Here is a 24125-nt window from a genome sequence, read left to right as displayed (position 1 = left end):
GCTTCCGTTGTCTATGTTTCGATAAGGTTGGCGGCGGCTTAAGCCGGCGTTAGTCGTTGCCGCTGCGGCGGCGCGGCGCCCGGCCGGCCCGCTCCCGGCGCGCGCTGGCTCCGGTTGCTGCGGCCGCCGGCGCGTCCGCTGGTTTCGGTTGCAGGTAGTCGACCAGCGCGGCGATGGTCGGATAGACGAAGAACATGTCCAGCAACGGCACGTCCTTGCTCAGCAAGGGCCGCAGCCGGGTATGGATCTTGATCATGTCCACCGAGGTGCCGCCCAAATCGAAGAAGTTGTCGCTGGGGCCGACGCTGTCGACGTTCAATACCTCGCGCCACACCTCGCGGATTTGCCGAGCCAATTCGGAATCGGTTACTGCCGCGGCCGCGACGGTTTCGGTTTCCTTGCGCGGCTGCGGCAAGGCTTTGCGGTCGAGTTTGCCGTTGGCCGACAGCGGCAGCTCTGCCAAGCGGCAAAACACAGCCGGCACCATGTAATCCGGCAGTTTTTGGCTCAGATAGTCGCGCAGCCGGCTTTCGAAACCGGCGTCGGAATGGTCGAAACGGGCTTGTTCCAGTTGCAGTTCGCGCAGTTCGGCCTCGCTCAGTTCGACGCCGCCGACCAGCGCATGCAGATAAGCCGAACGTTGCTCCAGGCAGAACAGCGGCTTGGCGCGTTCGAAATCGAAACCGCCGAGTTGGCAGGTGGCCAAACCGAAGCGGTGCGCTTCCTGTTCCAGAATTTGCGTGATCAGGCCGCTCTCGATCCGGCACAAGTGCATGGCATCGGCGCCGTACAGCGGTTCTATCGCCTCCAGATTGGCGACCAGAAACAGATGGAAGGCGGCGCTGTCGACCATGGCCGCGTTCCAACTGCCGTAGTAACCGGCGTCGATCCGGCCGCTGCCGGGCAAACGCACCAGCCGATGCTGGTCCGGGTCGTAGTAGTGCATGCCGCCGGCCAGACCGGCGATCCGGCCCGGCACCGCGTACAGATAAAGCTGCACCGGATACAGCGAGCCGGCCGAACCGTAACGGTATTTGGGGCTGGCCGCCTGCGGATTGCGGCGCAAGTGGCTCAATAGCCGGCCCAGGCTGTCGAGATCGACCGCCGTGTCCGGATACAGCCGCTGCGAACGGCGGCGGTAGCTTTCCGCTGCCAGAGCGGCATCGCTGGCCAGCGCGGTCGCCTCGCTATCGGCGCCGAAACGGCGCAGGCCGGGCTGCGACAGGCGAAAGCGGATTTTTGCGTTGTCCTCGGCTTTGGCGGCCGGCTGGTCCGCATCGCGCACGTAATAAGCGATCAACTGCCGGGCGCGGCCGCTGTCGCCGCTGACGGCGCAGACCGCGGCTTTGACGCCGGGAAAGCGCGCCATATTGATTTCGACTTCGCCCAACTCGACCCGGAAACCGTTGATCTTGACTTGAAAATCCTTGCGGCCGAGAAATTCGATGTTGCCGCAAGGCAGCAGCCGGCCCAGATCGCCGGTCCGGTACAGTTTTTCGCCGCTGCGCGGATGGGTGACGAATTGGGCCGCGGTCCGCTCGGCATCGCGCCAGTAGCCCATTGCCACGCCGATACCGCCGATGTAAAGCTCGCCCGGCACCCAGACCGGGCAGGCTTGCATCTGCTCGTCCAATACCTGAAAGCTTTGATTGAGCATGGCCTTGCCGTAGGGGATGCTGTGCCATTGCGGGCTGATCTCGCCGATCGGATAGACGATGGACCAAATCGAGGCTTCGGTGGCGCCGCCCAAGCTGAACTGCTGCGCGTTGGGGCAACTGCGCCGAATCGCCTGCGGCAGCGGCAACGGAATCCAGTCGCCGCTCATCATGACCAGGCGCAGGCTATGGTTAGGCTGCCGCGCCACTTCGTCCAGGTAGGTGGTGTAAATGTCCATCAGCGCCGGCACGGTGTTCCACAGCGTGACGCCGTGGCGTTGCACCATCTCGTCCCAGTGGCCGGGGTCGCGCTGTTTGTCGGCATCCGGCAACACCAGGGCGCCGCCGGCGCCGAGCACGCCGAAAATGTCGTAAACCGACAAGTCGAAATTCAGTGCCGACAAACCCAGCACCCGGTCGTCCGGGCCGACCGCGAAGCGTTGGTTGACATCGACGCAAGTGTTCAAGGCGCCGCGATGGTCGATCATGACCCCTTTCGGCGTGCCGGTGGAGCCGGAGGTATAAATCACGTAGGCAAGATCGGTCGGCCGCCGCAGCGTGGGCAAGGCTTTGACCGGAAGCGCGGACCCGGCCAATTCGGCGACCGGCAGCACTTCGGTTCCGGCCGGCAAGCGCAATGCGGCGGCGGCATCGGCCGCTACCACCCGCTTGACGCCGGACAGCGCTAGGATTTGGGCGATGCGGTCCTGGCCGTAGCTTGGCTCTATCGGCATGTAAGCGCCGCCGGCTTCGAGGATGCCCAGCGCGGCCACGACCTGCCAGCGGCCTTTCGGCAACAGAATGCCGACCAGTTCGCCGCTGCCGGCGCCGCTCTGCCACAAGCGCTGGGCCAGCAGATTGGCCAAGCGGTATAACTCGCCGTAGCTGAGTTCGGCTTCGGCATCGATGACCGCGATCCGCTCCGGAGTTGCGTGGGCCTGGCGGACGAAGGGTTCGTGCAACAAACCGGCCGGCACCGGCGCCGCGGTAGCGTTGGCCTCGGCCAGCAGTTGCCGTTGCTCGCGCGGCAACAGATCCAGTTCCGGCCGTTGCCACAGCACGTCGTCGTGGGCCAGACCGGCCACCAGTTGCCGGTAGGCGTCGAACATCGCTTCCAGAAAGCCGTCCGGGAACAGTCCGCTCACCGAGTCCCAATCGTATTCCAGTTTGCCGGCGTCTTCGGTGACTTGGTGGTCCAGCCACACCTGCGGCGTTTGGGTGATGGTGTAATGCACGTCGCCCAGCCAGGCCATCGCCGCCGGGCTGTCGTCGGCCGGATTCGGTTTGATCGCGCTGGTGAACACCACCGGAAACAACGAGGCATTGGCATCGCGGCGCTGTTCGGTCAATTCCCGTAACACTTGCACGCCGCTGACGTAACGGTGGTCCATGTCGCGCCATAACTGGGCCTGCACCGACTTGACCCGCTCGGCGAAGCTGGCCGGCTTGGAATAATCCAGCTCCAGCAATACCACCGAGGTAAAGTCGCCGACCAGCGCGTTGACTTGCGGGTGAAACGGCAAGCGGTTGAACAGCGTCAGGTTCAGGGTAAAACGTTTGCGGCTGCTCCAGCGGGCGACCACGGCGCCGTAGGCCGCCAGCAACACCGCCGACGGCGTCACACCCAGGCGTTGGGCCCGGCTTTTGATTTGGCCCCAGCGCTCGGCGTCCAGGGTAGAGGACAGCCTTCTAAACTCGGGGCGGGCGATGCTTTCCGGCGCCACGGCCAACGCAAAATCCGGACCGGGCGGCAAGTCTTTGATTTTTTCGCGCCAATACACGCAGGATTCGCGGTAGGCGGCGGTGTCCTTCATCAAGCTCAGCCCGTGCACGTAATCGGCGTAGGACAGTTCCAGCGGCGGCAGCTCCTCGCCCTGATAAAGGCGGCGCCATTCCTCGCTGAGGATGTCGAAGCTCAACGCGTCGAAAATCAGCACGTCTATGCTCAGATGCAGCCGCACCACGCCGTCCGCCAATAAGCTGGCGCGGATGTCGAACAGCGGCCACACTGCGGTGTCCAGTACCTGGTGCGACATTTCCCGGCGTACTTGTTCTAGGTTAGCGTCGCTCTCCTCCCCCGCTGCACTGGCGTCCAGCCGCGCGAAGCGGTAGTCGGGGACCGTTTTTAAAATCTGTTGGCGGCCGTCGGGATTGACCACGGCGCGCAGCATGTCGTGGCGTAGGATCAAGCGGTTGAAAGCCGTTTCCAGCCGCGCCAAATCCAGACCGCGGCAATCCACTTCCATATAACCGTGGGCGGCGATATTGCCCAGGTCGAACGCCGCCTGCCGCCCCACCCAGTAAGCCTGCTGGATGTCGGTCAGCGGAAACGGTTCGAAGCGGGCCTCGCCCATCGGTTGCAGTTTCGGCACGTAGAACTCGGTTTGCGCCGCCGTCCTGTCGTTCTGCGAGCGTTGTTGCAACCTGGCCATCAGACGCTGGCGTTGTTCGTTGCTCAGTTCGGCGATCAGTGTTTGCGTGTTTGCCATCTCGTTGTCTCCAATTAAGCCGTGCGCTTAGGACGCGGCCAATTCGGCGCCGTCGCGCGCCAGTTCCGCCAGCAGTTCCTGCAGTTCCGGCGAATCCTGCAGCGCCTGTTCCAACACGCACTCCGCCAGTTCGGCCACGGTCGGATGTTTCATGATGTCGGTCAGCCGCAAACGGCAGCCGTGGCGGCGGTTGATTTCGTACAGAATTTGCGTGGCCAGCAGCGAATGGCCGCCCAGGGCAAAGAAATCGTCGCCGATGTGGATGCGCTCCAATTGCAGGTGCTCGGCCCAGATTGCGGCGATTTCGCTTTCCAGCGCATTGCGCGGCAGTTCCGCGTCCGCCGAGGCCTCGGCCTGCTCCAGGCTATGAGCCAGTTGCGCCAGTTGGCGGCGGTCGATCTTGCCGTTCGGGCTCAACGGAAATTCAGCCAGTTGGGTCCAGACGCTGGGTAGCATGAACTGCGGCAGTTTGGCCGCGGCGGCCTGCTTCAAGGCGTCCTGCAACTCGCCGGCGCCGGTGTAGAACGCCAGCAGGCGTTGGCGGCCGGCTTCGCCGTCGGCGATAACGATGGCCCGCTGTACGCCCGGTACTTGCGCCAGTACGGTTTCGATTTCGCCCAGCTCTATGCGGTGGCCGCGAATCTTGACTTGATAATCGGAGCGGCCCAGGTATTCGACCATGCCGTCCGCCGTCATTCGTCCCAGGTCGCCGGTGCGGTACATGCGGCCACCGGCCACGCCCGAAAACGGGTCCGGCAGGAAGGCCGCTGCGGTCGCGGCGGCATTGCCGAAATAGCCCCGGCACAAACCGTTGCCGGCCAGATAAATCTCGCCTTTGCTACCGGCCGGCACCGGATTCAGATCGGCGTCCAACAGGTAAAGCTGGCTGCCGGGCAGCGGCCGGCCCACCGTGACCGGCCCCTGGAACCGGTCCGGGAAACGGACAAAAGTGCTGTAGGTGGTATCTTCCGACGGGCCGTACAGGTTGTAGACCGCGACGCCGGGATAGTGCTGCTGGATGCCTTGCACCAGGGCCAGCGGCAGCGCTTCTCCGGCCAGATTGATGTAGCGCACCGAGGCCGGCACCGCCCGCTGGCGCAGGATTTCTTCCATCGCCGACGGCACCGTGTTGATCACGGCGATATCGTCCTGCCGCGCCAGTTCCGGCAGATGCAGGATGTTGTCGACGACGACCACCTTGGCGCCGTGCGCCAGCGGATAAAAGATTTCGTAAACCGACAGGTCGAAACACACCGAAGTCGAGGCCAACATGCCGTCGCCGGCCGCCAAATCGAATTCCTGCGCCGCCCATTCGATCATCGACGCCGCGTTGCGGTGTTCGATTGCCACGCCTTTGGGCGTGCCGGTGGAGCCGGAGGTGAAAATGATGTAGGCCAGATGTTCCGGGCGCACCGCGCTGCCCGGCGCCGTGTCCGGGCAGTCCGCCAGGCGCGGATCGGCCGGGCTCAACACCGGGGCGTCGGCCGCCGCCGTTATTTCGTTGCCGGCGGCGATCAGCAATTTGGCCTGAGCGCAGCGCAAAATCGCTTCGCGGCGTTCGGCCGGATAATTCGGGTCGACCGGCACGTAGCAGGCGCCGGCTTTCAACACCGCCAGCAGGGCCACCACCAACTCCGGGCCGCGCGCCAGGCACACCGCCACCCGATCTTCCACGCCGACGCCCTGGCCTTGCAGCAGATGCGCCAGCCGGTTGGCCTTGGCATCCAGTTCCCGGTAACTCAACTCGCTATCGTGCCAGCGCAATGCGGCCCGATCCGGACTGCGCCCAACTTGGTCTGCGACCAGATCGTGCAGGCAGCGATTGTGGTAAGGCTTGTTCGGATTCATCCCCAGGCTGGCGCGCTCGGCGTCGAGCAACAGGTCGATGCTGCCGAGACGGGTTTCCGGCTTGGATGCCAGTTGCGCCAGCAGCTTGGCGTAACGGGCCAGCAGGCGTTCTGCGGTCTCGCGGCTGAACAGCGCGCTGTTGGCGGTCAGAACCAGCACGGTTTGGCTGGCGTCGGCCACCACGTCCAAGGTCAATTCGTATTTGGTATGCGCGCTGGGCGGTACCAGCGGCGTGCAGCGCAAACCGCCGCCTGCCAGCGAGCCGACCGCCTCGTAGTTGAACACTGCGCTGACCAGCGCCGGCCGGCTCGGATCGCGTTCCGGGTTGACCGCACGTACCAATTCGGCGAACGGAAAAGCCCGATGTTCGAAAGCTTGCAAAAACTCCTGTTTGGCCTGCTGCAGATAGTCGGCGAAAGTAACCCGGCTGTCGCTGCTGCCGACGATAGGCAAGACGTTGACGCCGAAACCGATAAAACTTTCGCCGGGCCGGTCGCCGTGCATCGACACCGGCACGCCGACCACCGAACGCTGCTGGCCGCTCAATCGATTCAGCAGCAAGCGGTATACCGCCAGCATCACCATGAACGGCGTCGCATTGCTGCGTTGGCTCAGGTCTTTCAACGCTGCGGCGACACTGCTATCCAGGGCCAGACAGCAGCGCTGCGCGGCGAAACGTTGTTCCAACGGCCGCGGATAGTCGGTCGGCAAATCCAGCGCCGGCACCCCTTGGCCGAACTGTTGCAACCAGAATTCGCGGTCCTGCGGCCGCTGCGCGGCAAGCCGGCGGTTGGCTTCGGCCAGCGTGACCGGTTTGGGCAAGGCCAACGCGGAACCTTCGCGCAGATGGCGGTAATACGCCACGACTTCCTGGATCAGCAAGCCGTAGGAAATGCCGTCGATAATCATGTGGTGGGCCAGGAACAGCAACCAATAGCGGTCGTCGGCCAGGCGCGCCAGAAAGGCTTTCACCAGCGGCGGCCGGGTCAGATCGAACGGTTCGGCGCTGCGCGCCAACACCCACTCCCGTGCCTTGGCTTCGGCCAGTGCCGCCGGCAAATCGGCGAAATCGGCTTCGGCCAGCGTGGCGTCCGCTTCCGCAGCGATCAGAATCTGCTTGCGGTCCTCGCTCAACGCGGCGCGCAACGAATCGTGCCGCGCCAACACGCCGCGAAAGGCCTGCTGCAGTTTGGCGCGGTCCGGGGTTCCGGCCAATTCGAACAACACCACTTCGTTGTAAGCCGCATGTACTTCCTCGCTTAACTCCAGGTGCACCAGGATGTCCTGCTGCGCGCTATTCAGCGGCAATGCGGCTGCGGCCGGCGCAGTTGCCGCGGTGACGACGGCTTGGTAACCGGCGTAGACTTCGGCGGCGGCCTCGGTAAAGCCGCAGCGCTGTAGCAGCTCGGTCCAGGCCGCAGCGGATAGCAGCGGATAGTCGGCGCGCAGTTCGGCGTCGGCGAAAGCCCACCAGCCGTCGGTCAGGCCGAAGATCAGATCCAGCCAGGGTTGGCGGCCGACGCATTCAAGCAATAGCAAGCGGCCGTGCGGCGCCAGCAGGCTGTGCAGATGGCGTAAGGTTCGGCTCAGGTCGGCAGTGGCGTGCAGTACGTTGGAGGCGACGATCAAATCGAAGGATTGCGCGGAGAAGCCTTGCTGTAGCGGATCGCGTTCGATGTCCAGCGTCGCGTATTCGACTTGCGGATAAGCCGCGAATTCGCGTTCGGCCCGGTGCAGGAAGGCGCTGGAGAGATCGGTAAATACATAGCGCAGTTGCTGCCGGCTCAGATCGGGCAAAAGTTGCGCGGTGGCCGAACCGGTGCCGGCGCCGACCTCCAATACTGCGGCGTTGCCGGAGACATTGGCGACGGCGGCCGATGCGGCGCGCGCCAGAGCCTGGTTGGCCGCTGCGGCGCCGGGAGCTTGGCGGTACAGCCGCTGCAATAAGGCGTAGTTTTCGCCGCCGAACAGTACTTGCGCCGCATCGCTGCGGCCGCGCAAAACGTCCGGCAAGGCCGCAGCGCAATGCAGCAATAAGTCGACCGCTGCAGCGTCGGCCGAACTGCGCGCCTCGCGTTCCAGATTCGCGGTCGTACTCGGCGCCGATTGCCGCAGCTCCCAGTCTTCGCCGGCGGCGCGCAGCCAGCCGGCCTCGGCCAGCAGCGCGAACAAGCGGCCGAACAGGCGGCGGCGATTCGGCGCCACTCCGATTGCCGCCGCGGCTTTATCGACGTTGCACAAACCGCCGACCTGGGCCGGCAATACCTGCAACTCTTGCAAGCTCTGCGCCGCCAGCGCAGTAGCCAAGGCGTTCAATGCCTGCGCCGCCGCGTCGGCATCGGCCTTGGCTTGGCCGGGTTGCGGCGGTAATCCGCCGGCCGGCGGGAAGAATCCGCCCTGGCGCAGAGCCTGGGCCGATTCGCGGCCGGCGCGGACGATGGCGTCGACGTCGGCCTCACTGTGGGCGCTGCTGAGGAAGCAGGTGTGGCCTTCCCAGATGTACACGCCGCGCTGCGTCATCTGGTAGAAAAACAGATTGGCTTCGATGGGTTGGAATTCGACGCTGTAATTGTCGAAAAACACGAAGCGGAACAACGATCCGGCATGGTTGACCCGAATGGCAAAGCCCTCGGCGGCGAAATAGTCGTTCAGTTCCCGCACCAAGCGCGCAGTCTTGGCGGTGATGCCGGCCTGCAAGGCCGGACCGGCATCGCGCAAATGGCGCAATACCGCGACCGAGGCCGCCATGGTCAGCGGATGGCCGCTGAAGGTGCCGGCGAAAAAGGTCGCGGTGGCTGCCGGATAAGAGGCGTCGCCGAATTGCCAGGGGCCGCCGTCGATAGCGTTCATGAAACGGGCGTTGCCGGCGACGATGCCGAGCGGCATGCCGCCGCCGGCGACTTTGCCATAGGTCACCAGATCGGCGCGGACGCCGAAGTATTCCTGAGCCCCGCCCGGCGCCAAACGGAAACCGGTGATGATTTCGTCGAATATCAATGCGCAACCGGCGGCGCTGGCGATTTCCCGCAGACTATGCAGAAATTCGCGCGGTTGCAGGCCGGGGCGCCGGCTTTGCACCGGTTCGACCACGATTGCGGCCAGTTCGCCGGCATGGCGCCGTATCGTTTCCAGCGAGGCGTCGTCGCCGTAGGCCAGCACGATGGCATCCTGCGCCACCGACAGCGGCACGCCGGGCGCAATCGGCAAACCGCTGCCGCCCTCGCCTCCGGCTTTGACCAGCATGGTATCCGAATGACCATGGTAGGAGCCGGCGAAACGGACGATGCGGGTCCGGCCGGTGACGGCGCGCGCCATGCGCACCGCCGTCATCACCGCTTCGGTGCCGGAATTGGCGAAGGCGACCCGTTCGCAGCCGGTCAGGTCCCGCACCAATTGCGCAGCCTCGCCGACCAACGGGCTTTTCGGCCCGACCTGGATACCCTGTTCGAGCTGGGCCGACAAGGCTTGCTTGACCAAATCCGGGTTGTAGCCGAGCAGACTGGAACCGAAGGCCATGGTCAGGTCGATCAGCTCGTTACCGTCCAAATCGTAAATCCGGGAACCGGCGGCGGTATTGACCACCAGCGGGAAAATCATTTCTTTGGTGGCCTGGCGAAAGCCGAGCGAACTGCGGTAATCGGCGAATACCTCGCGGTAGGTTTCGGCGTAACGTTTCGAGGCGGCATGTTTGGCTTGGTAGGCCGCAGCCAGCTCGCGCAGGTGTTGCTGTTGCGCCGGATTCAGACCGCCGGCCGCGGCCTTGGCGGCGGTCGGCAACGGTATTGCTGCCGTTAACGGCTGAACTGCGGCCGGCGCCGGACTCGCTGCCGGTGCTGCCGGTTCCAACGCCAGCGGCGCGGCAGCGCCGTGCAACAGGCCGAGCTGGCCTTGCACCAATTGGTTGAAGGCGTCCAATTGCCGTGCCAACAGGCCTTGCAATTCGCTGGATGCAACGGCGTTTGGTGCGGCGGCCGGTAACGGCTGAGCCACGCGAGCGGCCGCAGCCGGCTGCGCGGCGATGGCGGCGGGCGCGGATTCGAGTTTCGGGCTGACGGCGGCGATAGCCGGGGCCAAGCTTTCGATGCTGGACAGCTCGGCGAACAAGCGCGCCATGCCGATATCGACGGCGTAGCGTTCGCCGATCAGCCGCAGCAGTTCGGTCAACACCAGCGAGTCGGCGCCCAATTCCAGGAAACTGCGCCGCGGGTCGAGTTCGGCGGCCGGACGTTTCAACAATAGGCCGAGTTGCTGTTGCAACCAGCCGGCGACCTGCGGCTCGACGCGGTCTGCCGCCGCCGGACTATCGCCGAAGTCGGCGCCCTGCTCCGCCAGCCAGGCGGCCAGCGCGGTGAGGTCGCGCAAGTCCTCGAACAAACTGTGCATCGCGACTTGCACGCCGTAACGGCCTTGCACCTGGCGCAGAAATTCCACTAACACCAAAGAATCGGCGCCCAGTTCCAGGAACGAGCGGCTGGCGGCTATATCTTCGGGTGCGCATTTCAGCAAGGGAGCAAGCAAACGGGCAAGTTCGCCGGTCGGGTTAGTGGCGGTCGCGGTCGTCATGGGTTTCCTGGTGGTGGGTTCGAGCCAAAAACGGCTGGGTTGAAACGGATAGCCGGGCAGTTCGACGCGGTCGAAAGTTTCGCCGGCCCAAGCCTTACGGAAATCGACGCGGTGGCCGGCGCGCCAAAGTTCGGCCAGTGCCGAATTGACCGCCAGCCAGTCCGGGCGTTGCCCATCCAGGCTGGCTACCGCGGCCGGCGCCGGATCGAAACGGCGCAGCATCGCCGTCAAAGCCGGCTGGGCGCCGATCTCCAGAAACATCCCGGCGCCGAGCGCCTCGGCGGCGGCGATGCATTCGCGAAAGCGCACCGGGCGGCGTAAATGTTCGACCCAGTAGTCGGCGTCGAAACGGTCCACCGCCGCGGCGGTCAGGTTGCCGATTACCGGCAGACGCGGCGGCTGCCAGGCCACTTGGGCGGCGACGGTGCGGAATTCGGCGAGTATCGGCTCCATGTCGGCACTGTGGAAGGCGCGTTTCACTTTCAGCGGCAGCACGGCGATACCGGCCGCCTTGGCGCGTTCGGCCAATGCCGCCAACGATTGGTGCGGGCCGGATACCGTGACTTGGGTCGGGCCGTTGTCGGCCGCCAACGCCAGTGCCGAATCGGCGCCGATCAACTCCAGCGCGGCGGCTTTGTCCGCCAGCATCGCCACCATGCCGCCTTGGTCGGAACAACGTTGCATCAATTGAGCGCGCAACACGACCAGCCGCAGCGCGTCGGCCAACGACATCGCGCCGGCAAAGCAGGCGGCGACGTACTCGCCCAGGCTATGGCCGACGACGACTGCCGGGGCCAAGCCGCAGCTTTCGAAATAGCGGGCCAGGGCGTAGCCGACCACGAACAACGCCGGTTGCGCGGTCGCGGTTTCGGCCAGTCCGTCGCCGTCCAGCGCGTCGGAACCGTACAGCAGCGGCGCTACCGGCGCCATGCCGGCCCCGCTCAGCAACAAATCGCATTCGTCGACCGTGGCCCGGAACCGCGGGGCGTGGGCGTACAAATCGCGGGCCATGCCGGGATATTGGCTACCCTGGCCGGTGAACAGGAACGCCAGCGGTTTCGGCGTGCCGGCGACCGAGGCGGTTGCCGCTGCAGTGCCTTGCGCCAGCCGCGCCAATCCGGCCAGCATTTCGCCGGCGTCGGCGGCATGTAAAGCGGTGCGGTACGCTAAGCCGCTGCGGCCGGCATTGGCCCGGTAGCACAGGCTGGCCCATTGCTTGGGGTGCGATTGCAGTACATCGAGATAACTCGCGGCGAGCGGCGCCAAATCCGTGGGACGCTCGACCGATAACAGTAAGGCGTAATACGAGCGTTGCGGCGCGGCAGCCGCGACGGCGGCGCTATCCGCCCGGCGCAATACGACGTGGGCGTTGGTGCCGCCGAACCCCATCGAAGTGACGCCGACATGGCGTAACGGCCGCTCGGCGGCGAAGCGGCGCAGTTGGGTATTGATCTCCAGCGCCTGCGGATCGAAGCGGATATGCGGATTCAACCCGCGGAAACCGGCCAACGGCGGCACCGCATTATGTTGCAGGCACAACACGGCCTTGATTAGGCCGGCGATACCGGCCGCAGCCTCGAGGTGGCCGATATTGGCCTTGACCGAGCCGAGCAGACAGGGCCGCTCGCGGCCGGCACCCAGCACTTCCGCCAATGCGCCGGCTTCTATCGGATCGCCCAAGGCGGTGCCGGTGCCGTGCGCTTCCAGATAATCGACTGCGCCCGGCGCGAGTTTGGCGGCGGCGTAAGCTTGGCGCAACAAGGCGCGTTGGGCAACGCCGTTGGGGGCGGTCAGCCCGAAACTATGGCCGTCCTGGTTGATTGCGCTGCCGGCGATCAAAGCCAACAGCGGATTACCACTCTCGGCGGCCAGCGCGGCGCGGCGCAACACCACCAAGCCGACGCCTTCGCCGCGCACGTAACCGTCGGCTGCGCTGTCGAAACTGTGGCAAGCAGCGCTGGCCGACAGCATGCCGGCCTTGGCCAGCGCCCGCGTTAAGGCCGGGTTCAACAGCAGATTGACGCCGCCGACCAACGCGGTGTCGCATTCGCCGGCCAGCAGGCTGCGGCAAGCCAGATGCACCGCAACCAGCGACGAAGAACAGGCGGTGTCCACTGCCAGACTGGGACCGCGCAAATCCAGAAAATAAGACAGCCGGTTCGCGGCGATGCTCGATGCGGTACCGGTGCCGGCGTGGCCGTCCTGGCCGCTGGCGCTGTGCCAGGCCAATTGTGCGTATTCCGAACCGCTGATGCCGATGAACACGCCGGTGGCGGAACCGGCCAATTCTTCACGGCTAATGCCGGCCTGCTCCAACGCCGACCAGGCCGCAGTCAATAACAGGCGTTGCTGCGGATCGAGAATCGCTGCCTCTTTCGGCGAGATATGGAACGGTGCCGGATCGAACAAGTCGATGCCGTCCAGCCAGCCGGCAGCACCCAATGCGTCGACGTCGTCCGCCAAGCCGGCCAGCAAGGCCTTGCGCTCCGCCGGTAATGGCCGCACCGCGCTGGTTCCGGAACTCAGCAAGTCCCAGAACGCCGCGGTGCCATCGGCGCCGGGAAAACGGCAAGCCATGCCGACCACGGCAATGTCCGCCTCCGGCGCCTGATCGGCGCCGGCAGCCGCCGCGGCATCTTCGCCACGGCATAAATAGTCCGCGACCCGGTCGATGCTGGGATAGTCGAACAACAAATTGGCCGGCAGCGAGCCGAAACCGAAGGCTTTTGCCAACTCGTCGGTCAGGCGCACCGATGCATTCGAGTCCAAACCGAACTCGCCGAACGCAGCATCGCAACCGATTTCTGCGCGGTCCAACCCGGCAATTTCGGCGACCCGCCGCCGCAACCAGTTGCGTACCGCCTCGCTATCGGGCCGGGCTGTGGCAGCGGCGGGTTCGGCTAGCGCCAGTTGCCGTTCCAGATTGCGGTTGACCCACTGCGCCAACGGCGCCAGGCTCTGTTGCAGAAAGCCGCGTTTGGTCGCCGCGCGCTGGATTTTGCCGCTGGTGGTTTTCGGAATCGCACTTTCCCGCAACAGCACGATGGCGGCGGTTTGCAGTTCGTGGCCGTCGGCCACCGCCTTGCGGATCGCCGCGAACAATTCCGCTGCATGCTGCTCGGCTTTGAAACGGCGCGAGGTTTCGGCGACGACGACCAGGCGTTCCTCGGCGTCGGCCGTGACGGTGAACGCCGCGGCGCCGCCCATCTTCAATAGCGGGTGGGCCTTGTCCACCGTCCATTCGATGTCCTGCGGGTAATGGTTTTGGCCGCGGACGATGATGACGTCCTTAAAACGGCCGGTAATATAAAGTTGGCCGTCGTATAAAAAGCCCAGGTCGCCGGTGCGCATCCAGCGCTTGCCGGATGGGTCGCCGGCCACACAGGCGTGAAAAGTGGCCTGGGTCTGTTCCGGGTTTTGCCAATAGCCCGGCGACACCGCACCGTTACGCACCCAGACTTCGCCGACCCGGTCGGCCGGGCAAGGCGCCAAGGTCTCGGGATCGACGATCAGTAGTTCGGTATCGGCGATGGGATAGCCGCTACCGGCCAGCGACATAGCCGCCGGATCGTCCGGGCTGGCGAATACCAGGCGGTTGCGCTGCAATTCAGCCGCGAGTACCCAGACTTCTTGCGGCGCCGGCCGCTCCTGCCGCCGCTGGCCGCTGCCGGCATAGTGTAGACCGGTAACGATACAGGCCGCTTCGGCCAGCCCCCAACTGGGGCTGAATACCCGCAGATCGAAACCCGCCGCGGCGAAACGTTCGGCGAAGGCGCGCATAGTCTGCATCCGCACCGGCTCGGCGCCGTTCAACGCGTGTTGCCACCGGCTTAAGTCCAGACCGGCCAGTTGCTCGTCGCCGACACCGTTCAAGCACAGGTCGAAGGCGAAGTTCGGCCCCATCGTATGAGTGATGCCGAAGCGGCTGATCGCTTCCAGCCAGCGCGCAGGGCGTTGCACGAAAGCAGCGTTGGGCAGGATGTAACAGGCCATGCCGCAATAGACCGGCGTCAGCAGGCCGTATATCAGACCCAAATCGTGAAACGGCGGCAACCAGGTCAACAGCCGGGACTCTTTATTATGAATCCCGCTTTGGTCGAAGTAGCGCATGTTATGCATCAGGTTGGCGTGGGTCAGGATCACGCCCTTCGGCAACGAGGTCGAACCCGAGGTATATTGCAGGAAGGCGATATCTTCGGCGGCGATCTGCGGTTGGCGCCAGTCGGCGGCCAGCTCGGCGGCCAGCGTGTCGGTCGCCAGCCAACGCATCGCCGCGAACTCGGGCAAGCTGGCGAAATGTTCTTCGGCCTTTTCCTTGACGGCCTGGGTGGTCAGAACCGCTACCGGCTGGGCCGAACGGGCGATTTCCAGAACTTTTTCCAGGGTTTGCAGCATCCGCGATTGGCGCGGCGGCGGCAACGGAATCGCGATGTTCTTGGCGTAAACGCAACCGAAGTAAGAGGTGACGAATTCGATACCCGGCAAATACAGCAGCATGACCCGCTCGCCCGCGGCGGCAATGCCTTGCAAGGCCGCGGCCACGGTTTTTGCCTTTAACGCAACCTCAGCAAACGACAGCGTTTCCGCCACGTCCTCGCCGTCGCGCAGGTAACGGTAAATCGGAAAATCGGGCTGAGTCTCGGCGCGGTACTCCAGCAAGCCCATCAAATCGGCAACCGGCGCTCCGGCTCCGCTCGAATCTGCTTTGTTTTGCTCGTTAGCCGGCACAGCTTTCATTGAATCGCTACTCACGGGTTTTACTCTTCAGGAATTGCTTCGTTTCGGATCGGGGTGGTTTGCCTAACAAATTCATCGTTCGCCGATGCAGCGTTACGATATTTTTTTTGGAACTTCGAATCAGTAACGGACTTATCCAAAAGTTCGTGAAATTTTTCACAGACATATCCGCTGACGACATAAACGGGCCCTACCCTAGGCTCCGCTTGGCTAGCGGCCTAGATAATGGGACAGGAACCACCCCAGCACCGCAAAAATCCGGCACGTTCGGTTAAATTGGCGAATTTTTCCCGCAATTTTGCGACCGTTTAACGACGTTGGCGGCACCTTATGCAAATAATGCGATAAAGAATAAGGGAGGTATGTTACGGCTCAGTTAAACTTGAAAATAAATTGGCGCAGTAGTGTGGCCGCAAATCGATTGCCCGGTTCGCGGCGGTCGAGCCGGCGATGAAGCTGGGGAAAGTTAAGTTACGACTAGCTGGTTTACTGATTCCGACGGTCCTTCGCTCGCCGTTATACACATCGTTGTTTGATAACCGTCATTCACGCAGGGATTCATGTCAGGCAGTCCTGCCTTACCCCCCAATGCCGTGAAGTTAAGGAACAGAACGGCTGGTTCACATCCTGTAGGAGCGGGCCATCCGTAACTTAACGAGATTGCCTGACACCCTGCGGGTAATGCAAATCCGTTCCGGACAGATTTAGTCCGGAGCCGCAGACCGCGAAGCGAATCCAGGCTGCAAGGATCGCTGGAAGCTGCCGTCGATGGCACTGGATGCCCGCGTCCTGCGGGCATGACGGCACTTGTCTATCACGGACTTTACTGAGGAGGCCGGTATGCATTCCCGTTTATGCCCTACCGGGTGCGCCGGAGCGTGGGAACGAGGGAAAGCCGGACGGCCGGCGCCGGTTAAGGCAAATTCAAGATCGGCGGCGTTTGGCGGCAATCCAGTACACCACACCGCCCAATGAATTCCAGATCAGGAAATAGGCTTGGGTTTGCCAAGGCAGGCTGACGAACAGATAGCCGCAGCCCAGAATGGCGACCGGGCCGGTCAGCCAGGGCAACGGCGCGCGGAAGCGGCCCGGCGGCGGCGGACCTTGCCGGCGGGCGATCAGCATGCTGGCGGCGACCGCGCTAAACGCCAGCAAGGTTCCGGCATTGGCCAATGCCGCGATCTCGGCTAACGGAAACGTCCCGGCAATCGCGCCGACCAGCAGCGCGGTAAACGCCGTGGCGCCGGCCGGCGTGCCGCGCCGGGAGATTTTGGCCAGCGCGGCGGGTAACAAGCCGTCCCGCGCCAGCGCATAGAAAATCCGGCTCTGGCCGTAAAAAAACGCCAGGATCACGGTCGGTAACGCGACCACGGCCGACAAGCCCAGAAACCGCGCCGCCAACGGCTGGCCCAGTTCGCGCAGCACCAAGGCCAACGGTTCCGGACTGGCGGCAAACCGCGCGTAACTCAGCGCGCCCAACGCGGCCAGCGCCACGGCAAGATAAATCGCCACGCAGACCAGCATCGAGCCGACGATGCCTATCGCCAAATCCCGTTCCGGATAGTGGGCTTCCTCGGCTGCGGTAGCAATCGCATCGAAGCCGTAGAATGCAAAAAAAATGATGGCGGCGGCCACCATTACGCCGCGCTCGACGCCGTCGGCACCGGTTTGTTTGGCAAAACCGAACGGCATGAAAGGTTGCAGATTGTGCGGATCGAACTCGCGCGCCGCCAGTACGACGAACAGCAGCAACGCGATCAATTTCAAACCGACCAACAGCGCGTTGAAAGTCGCGCTTTCCCGCGTGCCGTAAACCAAAGCCGCCGCCACCGCGGCGATGATGGCGACGGCCGGCAGGTTGAGCGCGCCGCCGGCGTCGGGAGCTTGCATCCAACGCATCGGCATGCCCCACATCTCGTGCAGCAACGGTGCGGCATAACCCGACCAACCCACGGCAACGGCGCTGACCACCAGCGAATATTCCAAAATCAGGCTCCAACCTACCAGCCAGGCGATCCGCTCGCCGAGCATGACCCTGGCGTAGGTGTAGGCACCGCCGGCCTGCGGAATCGCGGTCGCCATTTCCGCATACGCCAACGCGGCGCTGGCGCAGACCAGGCCGGCGAATACAAACGACACGACCACGGCCGGCCCGGCCTTGCCGGCACCGACCCCGATCAAGGTCAGAATGCCGGTGCCGACGATGGCGCCGACGCCGAGCGCGACCAAATGAAACCAGTGCAAGCTGGGCGCCAGCCGGTCGGGCCGGACACGGTCGGATCTATCGGTATCGTGCGGGTCCATGCCCCTAACCCCTCCGCTCAATTGCTGCCTGCGTTTGCAACCGGTTCGCGCATGAAGGCTTGCAACCCGATCAAACTATCCTGATTGACCCGAATCAAGCCGCGGTGCGGCCGATCCGGATCGACGATGATGAACACCAGGACCGCGATCAAGCCAACCATAATATGGGTGACGAAAGACGCCCGGTGCCCGGCCGGGCCGGTGGCGTAACCAACGATGGTGCCGGTCATCAGAAAGGTGATATACAACAACCGCACGAACTCCGATACGTGCCGGTTCATCTCGGCGTCGCGCTTGCCGAAATTGTCGATCGGATCGTGCAACGCCGGAATGAACAGTCCGGTGGCAACCGGGCTCGGTGCGCCGGCGTTGGCCTCGTCGACCACCGCCTCGCGGCGGCTATCGCAACGCTGCAAGGACAGCGGAAAGGTAAAACCCGGCAACAAGGCCAGAATGCCGAGCAACGACGCCGAGTTCGCGTTGACGTGGGCCTTGAAGTCGTCGTGCACTGTGGGCATGATGCGCCGGCCCAAACGGTAGCCGATCTCTATCGCCAACATCATCGAGAAAAACAGCGCCAGTGCGATCAGCAGACCGTTGACGTCGTACATAAGCTCTTGCATAAGCACAAATCAGAAATGGCCGAAAGCCCTATTTATACCGCTTCGGCATTATCCGTTCACGCTTTTATCGACGACCGCCGCCACTGGCGTTGCCGACGGTTCGGGTTCGGTAACCGGCTCAGTCGCCGACCGTGTAGTCGCGCGACTCCATCATGTTTTCCAGCATGCCGAACAGGCGCTGCGGCGCGATCAAACATCCCGGCGCCGAACCGCGCGGCATGATTTCCAGCGTCACCTCCTGGCCGGCGGCACGGTTCAGGGTCTGGTAGGTGAAATAATCCACCGATTCCGGCACCGGCTGCAGCCCTTCCCAATCGCCGGTGGCGGCGGCCTCGGCAAAGATTTTATAGGGCCAGACCGGCAGCGTGTCCCGGCCAGCCACGTCGCGTATGACCGGTTGCCCGGCATCTTTCAGACACCAAACTTCGTCGGTCTCGAACACGCGGTACAAAAAATACTCCAACCGCTCCTCGTCGGACATATCCGGGACGGCGGCAATTTCATCTCGATGGGGCTGGTAGCGCATGGCAATTTTCCTCTGTGGCGGAGGGAAAGCATGCAGCAAAAACCGCACCATGCCACGCTAGCCGGTTTGCGCGGACCGGTTGGCGCCGGCAAACGACAAAACCCAGCAATTTTGTCGGTTATGCGACAAACCAAGGCCGCCGATTGGCTCCGGCAACCGCGAACCGCAACAGCCATGACCACCCGGCGCCGACGGCGCGGCAGGCCGCGAATTTCCGGCGTTGCGACGGCGAAACCGCCGTTGCGCCGCAACCGCCCCGGCCACACCGCCCTGAAATGTGGCATGCCGATTGCTCGGGCAAAATCGAGCCCGAGGTTGGCCCGGCTTTCATTTTCCAGTTTAATTTCAAAGAATTACTGCTGCAAGAACAGTAGCCGGGCGCTCGAGCCGATTCCGACAAACCTATCCTTTACGAGGTACAGACCATGGCCGAGTTTTACGTCGAAATTAACGCCCAAGCAAACGGAGATCACCTGGTTCACAACGCGGCTTGTTCGCTGTTGCCGGCCAAAGACGGCATCCGCTATTTAGGTTCCATCGCCAGTTGCGCCAGCGCGGTCAAAAAAGCCGCCGAATCGTTCCGCCAAGTTAACGGCTGCCCGCAGTGTGCGACCTCCTGCCATATCGCGTGATCGCACCCGCTAACGGATTCCGCTGTGCCGGAATCCGCGTTGGCTAGCGGGTTCGGGCTAGCGAACCCGGCTGCGGACGCGGGTGTCCGGCCGGCATTTCGGTTTTTTTCGCATCCCGGCTAACTGGAACCGGGATTGCTGCCGGAGCGGCGGTGGGAAGGCGCGAGGCGCCGGCGGCCGAGCCGGCTCGGTAGCGCGTTCGGCCGCGGCTGCGATCGGTGCGTGTAATTCGCGGCCAGCGGGACTATACTCAGCTCTCCTAACAACCTAAGGAGATTGAGCATGAAAAAATTGGTTTCAATTCGGGCACTGACCGCCAGGATCAATCGGAAGTTGGCTAAGGAATCGAAGAAATTACTAAAATACCAGCCAAGGTTAAAAAGCGACAATCCACTCGTCGAATACGCGGTTGTCGATCTGAAAACGAACGCGATCTTGAACTTTCACATGGCCGGCGAAATTCAGGAATTCGCCAGAGAACTGGGTTGTTTGAGCTTTCTGGAAGACGTATCGCTCGAGGCCGACAGCCTGGCGAGCTAGCTCAGGCCAGGCTTAACTAAGCGGAAGCCCGACTTCCAACCCCACGTGCCCAGGCCCAGGCTTGGGCACTACCGCAAAACCCGCCCCCGCAGTATCAGGCGCCAGCTTCGACGATACGCTTGATTGCCGCCAAACCCTGTTCGAATTGGCCGCCGACCATTTTGTCGCAATTCATCAGTACGCTCATCGCCTTACCGACAACATTATTGCGCCCGGACATGGTCCAAGTCACCACGGTTTCGTTGCCGGCCTCGGCGAAGCTGAATTCGGCGACGTTACTGGCTTTGAACGGCTTTACGAACTCCAGGCTAAAGCGGATGAAGCTGTCCGGCCGGCTGTCGACGATGGCCATACTGCCCTGCCCGACCTGATTGTTGCCCGACCAACGCATCACCGCGCCGACGCCGGCATCGGGCCCTTCGAAACTGTTTTGCGCCTTCGGATCCAGCTTGGCCCAGGGCGACCAGGCCTCCCATTTGCGCAAATCGTTGACCTGGGCAAACACCGCCGATGCCGGCGCCGCCATCGCCAACGAGCGGCTAACGCTAAACGTGTCCGGCTGGCGCCAGGCCAGCACCGCGAATGCCGCCAACGCAACGGCGACCAAGAGCAGGATGATTTCCAACATGGCATTTACCTCCGGGTTTGCTTGAAAAATTACGGCCGGCGCCGACCGATTACCGGACCGGTGCCGCTTGAAAGGCGCCGTTGCGGTAAAGCTGGTCGTACAGATGATCGCCGATCCGCTCGAACATGGCATCTTGGTTCTGCTTGGAAAACGGCAACGCAAACAGCATGAATAGTTCGACGTAGCCCTTGTTGGCTTCTTCGATGCTACCGGTATATTTCTTGCCGGTTTTGACGTCGGCCAGCGTGTATTGGATATCGTAATTCTGCGTGACGGTATAAGGGATTAGGGTCAACGTCAGCCCACTCAGAATCTGCATACCGATGCTGGAATCGCCGTATTGGCTGCCGCTCAGGGTCAATTCGTAATCGGCTTTACCGGTAAACTCTCCGGGCTCCACCGCTTCGTGGTCGCGAATGTAGCCCTTGTCCTGCCAGGCATCCATTACGCTCTGGTTAATCAGCGTGCCGGCAAGATTGGAGGTCACCATCTTGCCGCCTTCCAGCGTGAAGGCAAAATCCCCGACGGTATGTTCCACCATCGGTTTCATGTTGTTGGCCGACGGCGAAATCGGCCCTAGCTTGGTGCCTTCGGTGATGTACGCGCAGCCCGACAAGCCAATGCAGATTGCGGCGACGGTAACGCGAAGCGGACGGCAAAATATCGATGGCATCGGTCTGGTTCCTATTGCAGCGGTTGGTCGAAAAGCTGCCGCCATAACTTGCGGCTGAGTTCGTCGAGTATATTCGGCTGGCAACTCCCGGTCCAACCCTTACCCGCAACTTCAGCAACAGTGTTGCTTTCCCGGCGCAATTGCAACCGGACATTATTCATCGTGCCGCAGGCTTGCTCGCCTTGGTCGATTCCTATCGTCGCCCGCAGCAGCAGTGCGTCGTCAGACAATGCGTCGACAACGCGGAAACCGGCTGCTGCCAACGCTGGTTTAACCTCCGCTTTCTGACGGGCCGCGGTCACGAAAATTGGCGTCAGCCGGCCGTTCGGCAAAGCGGTCGGCGTGTCGAGCGGAGGAACGGCCGCCGTGCAAGCTGTAAGCATCAGCAACTTCAACACTGCCAATCCGAACTTATCGGGTATGTTTTTCGTCATCGCAACCCTGTCTTGCGTTTGTAACTGGCATCAACAGCCAAAGCACCCGGTGCAATCGGCGTCCGATGCGGACAAGTCCACCGCGACTGAGTGAAATTGCTCACTGCTCAACCGTACCGCGCCCGATAAATTACTCCTACCCATTCAGCCGATCGGCATGCGGCGGCGCCATAACCGTAATTGGGCCTAAGGGTGCCCACCGGCCGATCCAAAGCCACTTTCGATAGGAGTTACCATGCAACTTACTTTAGCCCATGTTTTGATTGCCAGCAGCAGCCTGTTGTTGCCGCTGTCCGGCCAGGCTCAGTCGATACGGGTCGATTACACCGGCACCGTCACCGAAATCGGCACCTTGCTGGCCGGTAACGGCGTCGATGTCGGCAGCACGCTGGCGGGCTCGTTTACTTACGATGTCGGCACCGGCGTCGTCAGCCAGTTCAGCCATGCCTTCGGCAACGGCTTTACCGCCCATTTGGCGGCGCCGGTTAACCTATTCGTACAAAACGACCAGCAAAACGGCTCCGCCACATTAGCGGCGGACGGTTTGATTGTCGCCGGCGCCAGTATTTCCAATACCGATTGGAACGGACTTTCCAACCCGACAATGCAGTTCGGTTTGCGCCAAGACAACGCTGCCGGCCAACTCTGGCACGATACGCTGCCGCCGGATTTGCACGATTGGTCCTTAGTGTCGTTGGCGGCGATTAACGGCCCCGGCTGGCGTTGGCTGGATTTCAACGTGCCGAATCTGCCTAATTTCGCCGACGACCAAATCCGGTTCTCGGTGGTCAGCTACTCGGTCGCGGCCGTGCCGCTGCCGGCCGGTATTTGGCTGTTTTTGTCCGGCGTGATGGCGGCGCTCGGCATCCAAAAACGAAAATCGGTTGCATAAGCCGTTACATTGGAGTAAGGAGAATCGACGGCTCGAATCAGCCGCCAAACAACCGGTGCCGCAGCCCGGATACCATTTCGGCAAGCGCCGGCCCGGACACTGCGATTCGGCACCGTCGGATCGCCGGTTTAATTCTTGATGAGGAGAATTGCCATGACCATAAAAACGTGGATAGTCATTCTGGGCGGCCTGACGGCTGTCGGCTTGTTTGCTCTGATATTCTTCCTGGCGAAGAATATGGGCATCACTTTCGGCGTATATGCCGGGGCGATGCTGCTGTTCTATATTCTAGCCGCGACGACGGTGTCCGCCGCGACCGGCTTTTCCGAATTCATGCGCGGTATGTTGGTGGGCAGCAATGCCTCGTTGAACGGGCTGATCCTGTTCGAACTGCTGAGCCAGACCGGCAATGCCGGTTTGGCGCAGGGCGTGGCAATCGGTTTTTTCGGGTTGAATCTGCTGGCGATCGTCAAATGGATTTCCCAATTCGAGGTGTACCAAGCACTGATCGGCTGGTCTAACTGGTGCCTGCCGATGAGCTGGCCCATCGTGTTGCTGGGTTTGCTGTTTCTGTTGTTCAGCCTGTTGCTGGCCGCGGTCACCGGTTTTCAAGTGCAGTATCTGAAATTGCAAGGCCTGCGCGTCGATTGGCCGACCGGCACGATTTTCGTTAAAGGCGGCCTGGTCAGCAACCTCAACATCTGGGACACCGCCTTCAATATGGGTAATTTCGCCTTCGTCGACATGAATTCCGGCGATTGGCACATGGCACACGAATCGGGGCATTCGCTGAATCTGGGCGCTTTCGGCTTTATCTTCCATTTACTCGGCGCGGTCGACGAATGGGTGTTCCGCCAAGGCGACGCCTATTCCGAACGTTTGGCCGACAGCAATGCCGGCGCCGGCAACAATATACCGATGTGGGCCTGAGCGAGCGTTACACCTGGGCTTGATCGGCAACGGCGTACCGGCAAAGGCCGGTATGCCGCGTTGCGCATCTTGGGTTAATCGCGATTTTAGGGCAGACTGTCGCATCCTCTTAGACCGGACGACGCCGATGCCTGTATTCATAGCCAGCAGCCTGATCCTGACCACACTGATCGAAACCCAAAACCCGGTTTTGCCCTTACTGAATCTGGAAGCCTTTTGGATGTCCGCAGCCCTGATCGCGGCGATATTCTTGCTGGGCGGCTGCTCGAAGCGGCTTAGCGGCGCGGTCTGGCACGACGGTTTCGCCTGCGCCTGCCTATGGGCCTGGTACGGTTACTGGAAGCCGCTATTCAGCGAAGGTTCGCCGCAATTCAGCGTGTTTCCGGTCTATTTCGCACTGCTCGCCGCCTGGATGCTGTTCGGGTTTATCAACCGCAGCCCGCGCTTCGATTGGGAATCGCAAGAAACTTTCCGCTATTTCGAGACTTACCTGTCCCGCGCCACGCCCTGCTTGATTGCGGCGCTGCTGCTGGTGTGCCTGGCGCTGCCGGAACATTATCTATCGTTTCCGTTAGCGATGACCTTCTTCATTATCCGGAGTGCGTTCCAGCGTTGTATCGAAATCATAGATCGCCTTTAACCGGCCGCGCT

At 62.6% G+C, this 24125-nt stretch carries 13 protein-coding genes; 5 read left to right on the top strand and 8 right to left on the bottom strand.

The genetic code is table 11. From position 1 onward, the window contains the following. Positions 1-49: 49 nt before the first annotated feature. The 5 genes from MKFW12EY_RS09695 to MKFW12EY_RS09675 form a co-directional block, all read right to left on the bottom strand. Entirely contained in the window at positions 50-4144 is a 4095-nt protein-coding gene (locus MKFW12EY_RS09695; protein ID WP_221054440.1) for a non-ribosomal peptide synthetase, read from the bottom strand. Between the two features lie 27 nt (positions 4145-4171). Further along, the gene (locus tag MKFW12EY_RS09690; RefSeq protein ID WP_221054439.1) at positions 4172-15307 is read right to left on the bottom strand and encodes a non-ribosomal peptide synthetase/type I polyketide synthase; all 11136 of its coding nucleotides are present in this window, start codon (positions 15305-15307) and stop codon (positions 4172-4174) included. A 909-nt stretch (positions 15308-16216) separates the two neighbouring features. Further along, positions 16217-17596 carry an amino acid permease gene (locus tag MKFW12EY_RS09685; RefSeq protein WP_221054438.1) on the bottom strand — a complete coding sequence of 460 codons (1380 nt, stop codon included), beginning with the start codon at positions 17594-17596 and terminating at the stop codon, positions 16217-16219. A gap of 17 nt (positions 17597-17613) precedes the next feature. Continuing rightward, complete coding sequence (locus MKFW12EY_RS09680; protein ID WP_221054437.1) at positions 17614-18219, bottom strand: hypothetical protein; 606 nt, start codon at positions 18217-18219, stop codon at positions 17614-17616. Between the two features lie 118 nt (positions 18220-18337). After that, on the bottom strand, positions 18338-18745 hold the full coding sequence (locus MKFW12EY_RS09675) for a DUF2750 domain-containing protein (protein ID WP_054763758.1): 408 nt from the start codon (positions 18743-18745) through the stop codon (positions 18338-18340). Between the two features lie 425 nt (positions 18746-19170). Here MKFW12EY_RS09675 and MKFW12EY_RS09670 point away from each other — a divergent pair, with 425 nt between their 5' ends. Together MKFW12EY_RS09670 and MKFW12EY_RS09665 are read left to right on the top strand one after the other, a co-directional pair. Beyond that, entirely contained in the window at positions 19171-19377 is a 207-nt protein-coding gene (locus MKFW12EY_RS09670; RefSeq protein ID WP_054763756.1) for a hypothetical protein, read from the top strand. Positions 19378-19659: 282 nt separating this feature from the next. Next, the gene (locus tag MKFW12EY_RS09665) at positions 19660-19917 is read left to right on the top strand and encodes a hypothetical protein (RefSeq protein ID WP_054763389.1); all 258 of its coding nucleotides are present in this window, start codon (positions 19660-19662) and stop codon (positions 19915-19917) included. A 94-nt stretch (positions 19918-20011) separates the two neighbouring features. On the opposite strand, the gene MKFW12EY_RS09660 is transcribed toward MKFW12EY_RS09665, so the two are convergent. From MKFW12EY_RS09660 to MKFW12EY_RS09650, 3 genes are read right to left on the bottom strand one after another with little or no spacing between them, the layout of a single operon-like run. Next, positions 20012-20545 (bottom strand): SRPBCC family protein, encoded by a 534-nt coding sequence (locus tag MKFW12EY_RS09660; protein ID WP_054763379.1) that lies wholly within the window; start codon positions 20543-20545, stop codon positions 20012-20014. Positions 20546-20594: 49 nt separating this feature from the next. Next, positions 20595-21218 carry a hypothetical protein gene (locus tag MKFW12EY_RS09655; protein WP_054763380.1) on the bottom strand — a complete coding sequence of 208 codons (624 nt, stop codon included), beginning with the start codon at positions 21216-21218 and terminating at the stop codon, positions 20595-20597. 11 nt (positions 21219-21229) lie between these two features. After that, positions 21230-21652, bottom strand: a complete 423-nt coding sequence (locus tag MKFW12EY_RS09650) for a hypothetical protein (RefSeq protein WP_054763381.1) — start codon at positions 21650-21652, stop codon at positions 21230-21232. Between the two features lie 235 nt (positions 21653-21887). Between MKFW12EY_RS09650 and MKFW12EY_RS09645 the strand changes: the two genes are divergently transcribed. The 3 genes from MKFW12EY_RS09645 (at position 21888) to MKFW12EY_RS09635 (ending at position 24114) form a co-directional block, all read left to right on the top strand. Then, positions 21888-22544 carry a hypothetical protein gene (locus MKFW12EY_RS09645; protein ID WP_054763382.1) on the top strand — a complete coding sequence of 219 codons (657 nt, stop codon included), beginning with the start codon at positions 21888-21890 and terminating at the stop codon, positions 22542-22544. Positions 22545-22697: 153 nt separating this feature from the next. Beyond that, positions 22698-23474 carry a hypothetical protein gene (locus MKFW12EY_RS09640; protein ID WP_054763383.1) on the top strand — a complete coding sequence of 259 codons (777 nt, stop codon included), beginning with the start codon at positions 22698-22700 and terminating at the stop codon, positions 23472-23474. A gap of 127 nt (positions 23475-23601) precedes the next feature. Next, positions 23602-24114, top strand: a complete 513-nt coding sequence (locus MKFW12EY_RS09635; protein WP_054763384.1) for a hypothetical protein — start codon at positions 23602-23604, stop codon at positions 24112-24114. Positions 24115-24125 lie beyond the last annotated feature (11 nt).

Source organism: Methylomonas koyamae (assembly GCF_019669905.1).
Taxonomy (GTDB): Bacteria; Pseudomonadota; Gammaproteobacteria; order Methylococcales; family Methylomonadaceae; genus Methylomonas; species Methylomonas koyamae.
Note: the sequence above shows the minus strand (reverse complement) of the source record. Positions and strands in the feature narration are given on the sequence as shown.

Bases quoted from the DNA above. Each gene is read 5' to 3' on its own strand.
- MKFW12EY_RS09660 (WP_054763379.1), bottom strand. From the start codon at position 20,545: ATGTTGGAAATCATCCTGCTCTTGGTCGCCGTTGCGTTGGCGGCATTC.
- MKFW12EY_RS09685 (WP_221054438.1), bottom strand. From the start codon at position 17,596: ATGGACCCGCACGATACCGATAGATCCGACCGTGTCCGGCCCGACCGG.
- MKFW12EY_RS09680 (WP_221054437.1), bottom strand. From the start codon at position 18,219: ATGCAAGAGCTTATGTACGACGTCAACGGTCTGCTGATCGCACTGGCG.
- MKFW12EY_RS09640 (WP_054763383.1), top strand. From the start codon at position 22,698: ATGACCATAAAAACGTGGATAGTCATTCTGGGCGGCCTGACGGCTGTC.
- MKFW12EY_RS09645 (WP_054763382.1), top strand. From the start codon at position 21,888: ATGCAACTTACTTTAGCCCATGTTTTGATTGCCAGCAGCAGCCTGTTG.
- MKFW12EY_RS09695 (WP_221054440.1), bottom strand. From the start codon at position 4,144: ATGGCAAACACGCAAACACTGATCGCCGAACTGAGCAACGAACAACGC.
- MKFW12EY_RS09670 (WP_054763756.1), top strand. From the start codon at position 19,171: ATGGCCGAGTTTTACGTCGAAATTAACGCCCAAGCAAACGGAGATCAC.
- MKFW12EY_RS09655 (WP_054763380.1), bottom strand. From the start codon at position 21,218: ATGCCATCGATATTTTGCCGTCCGCTTCGCGTTACCGTCGCCGCAATC.
- MKFW12EY_RS09675 (WP_054763758.1), bottom strand. From the start codon at position 18,745: ATGCGCTACCAGCCCCATCGAGATGAAATTGCCGCCGTCCCGGATATG.
- MKFW12EY_RS09650 (WP_054763381.1), bottom strand. From the start codon at position 21,652: ATGACGAAAAACATACCCGATAAGTTCGGATTGGCAGTGTTGAAGTTG.
- MKFW12EY_RS09635 (WP_054763384.1), top strand. From the start codon at position 23,602: ATGCCTGTATTCATAGCCAGCAGCCTGATCCTGACCACACTGATCGAA.
- MKFW12EY_RS09665 (WP_054763389.1), top strand. From the start codon at position 19,660: ATGAAAAAATTGGTTTCAATTCGGGCACTGACCGCCAGGATCAATCGG.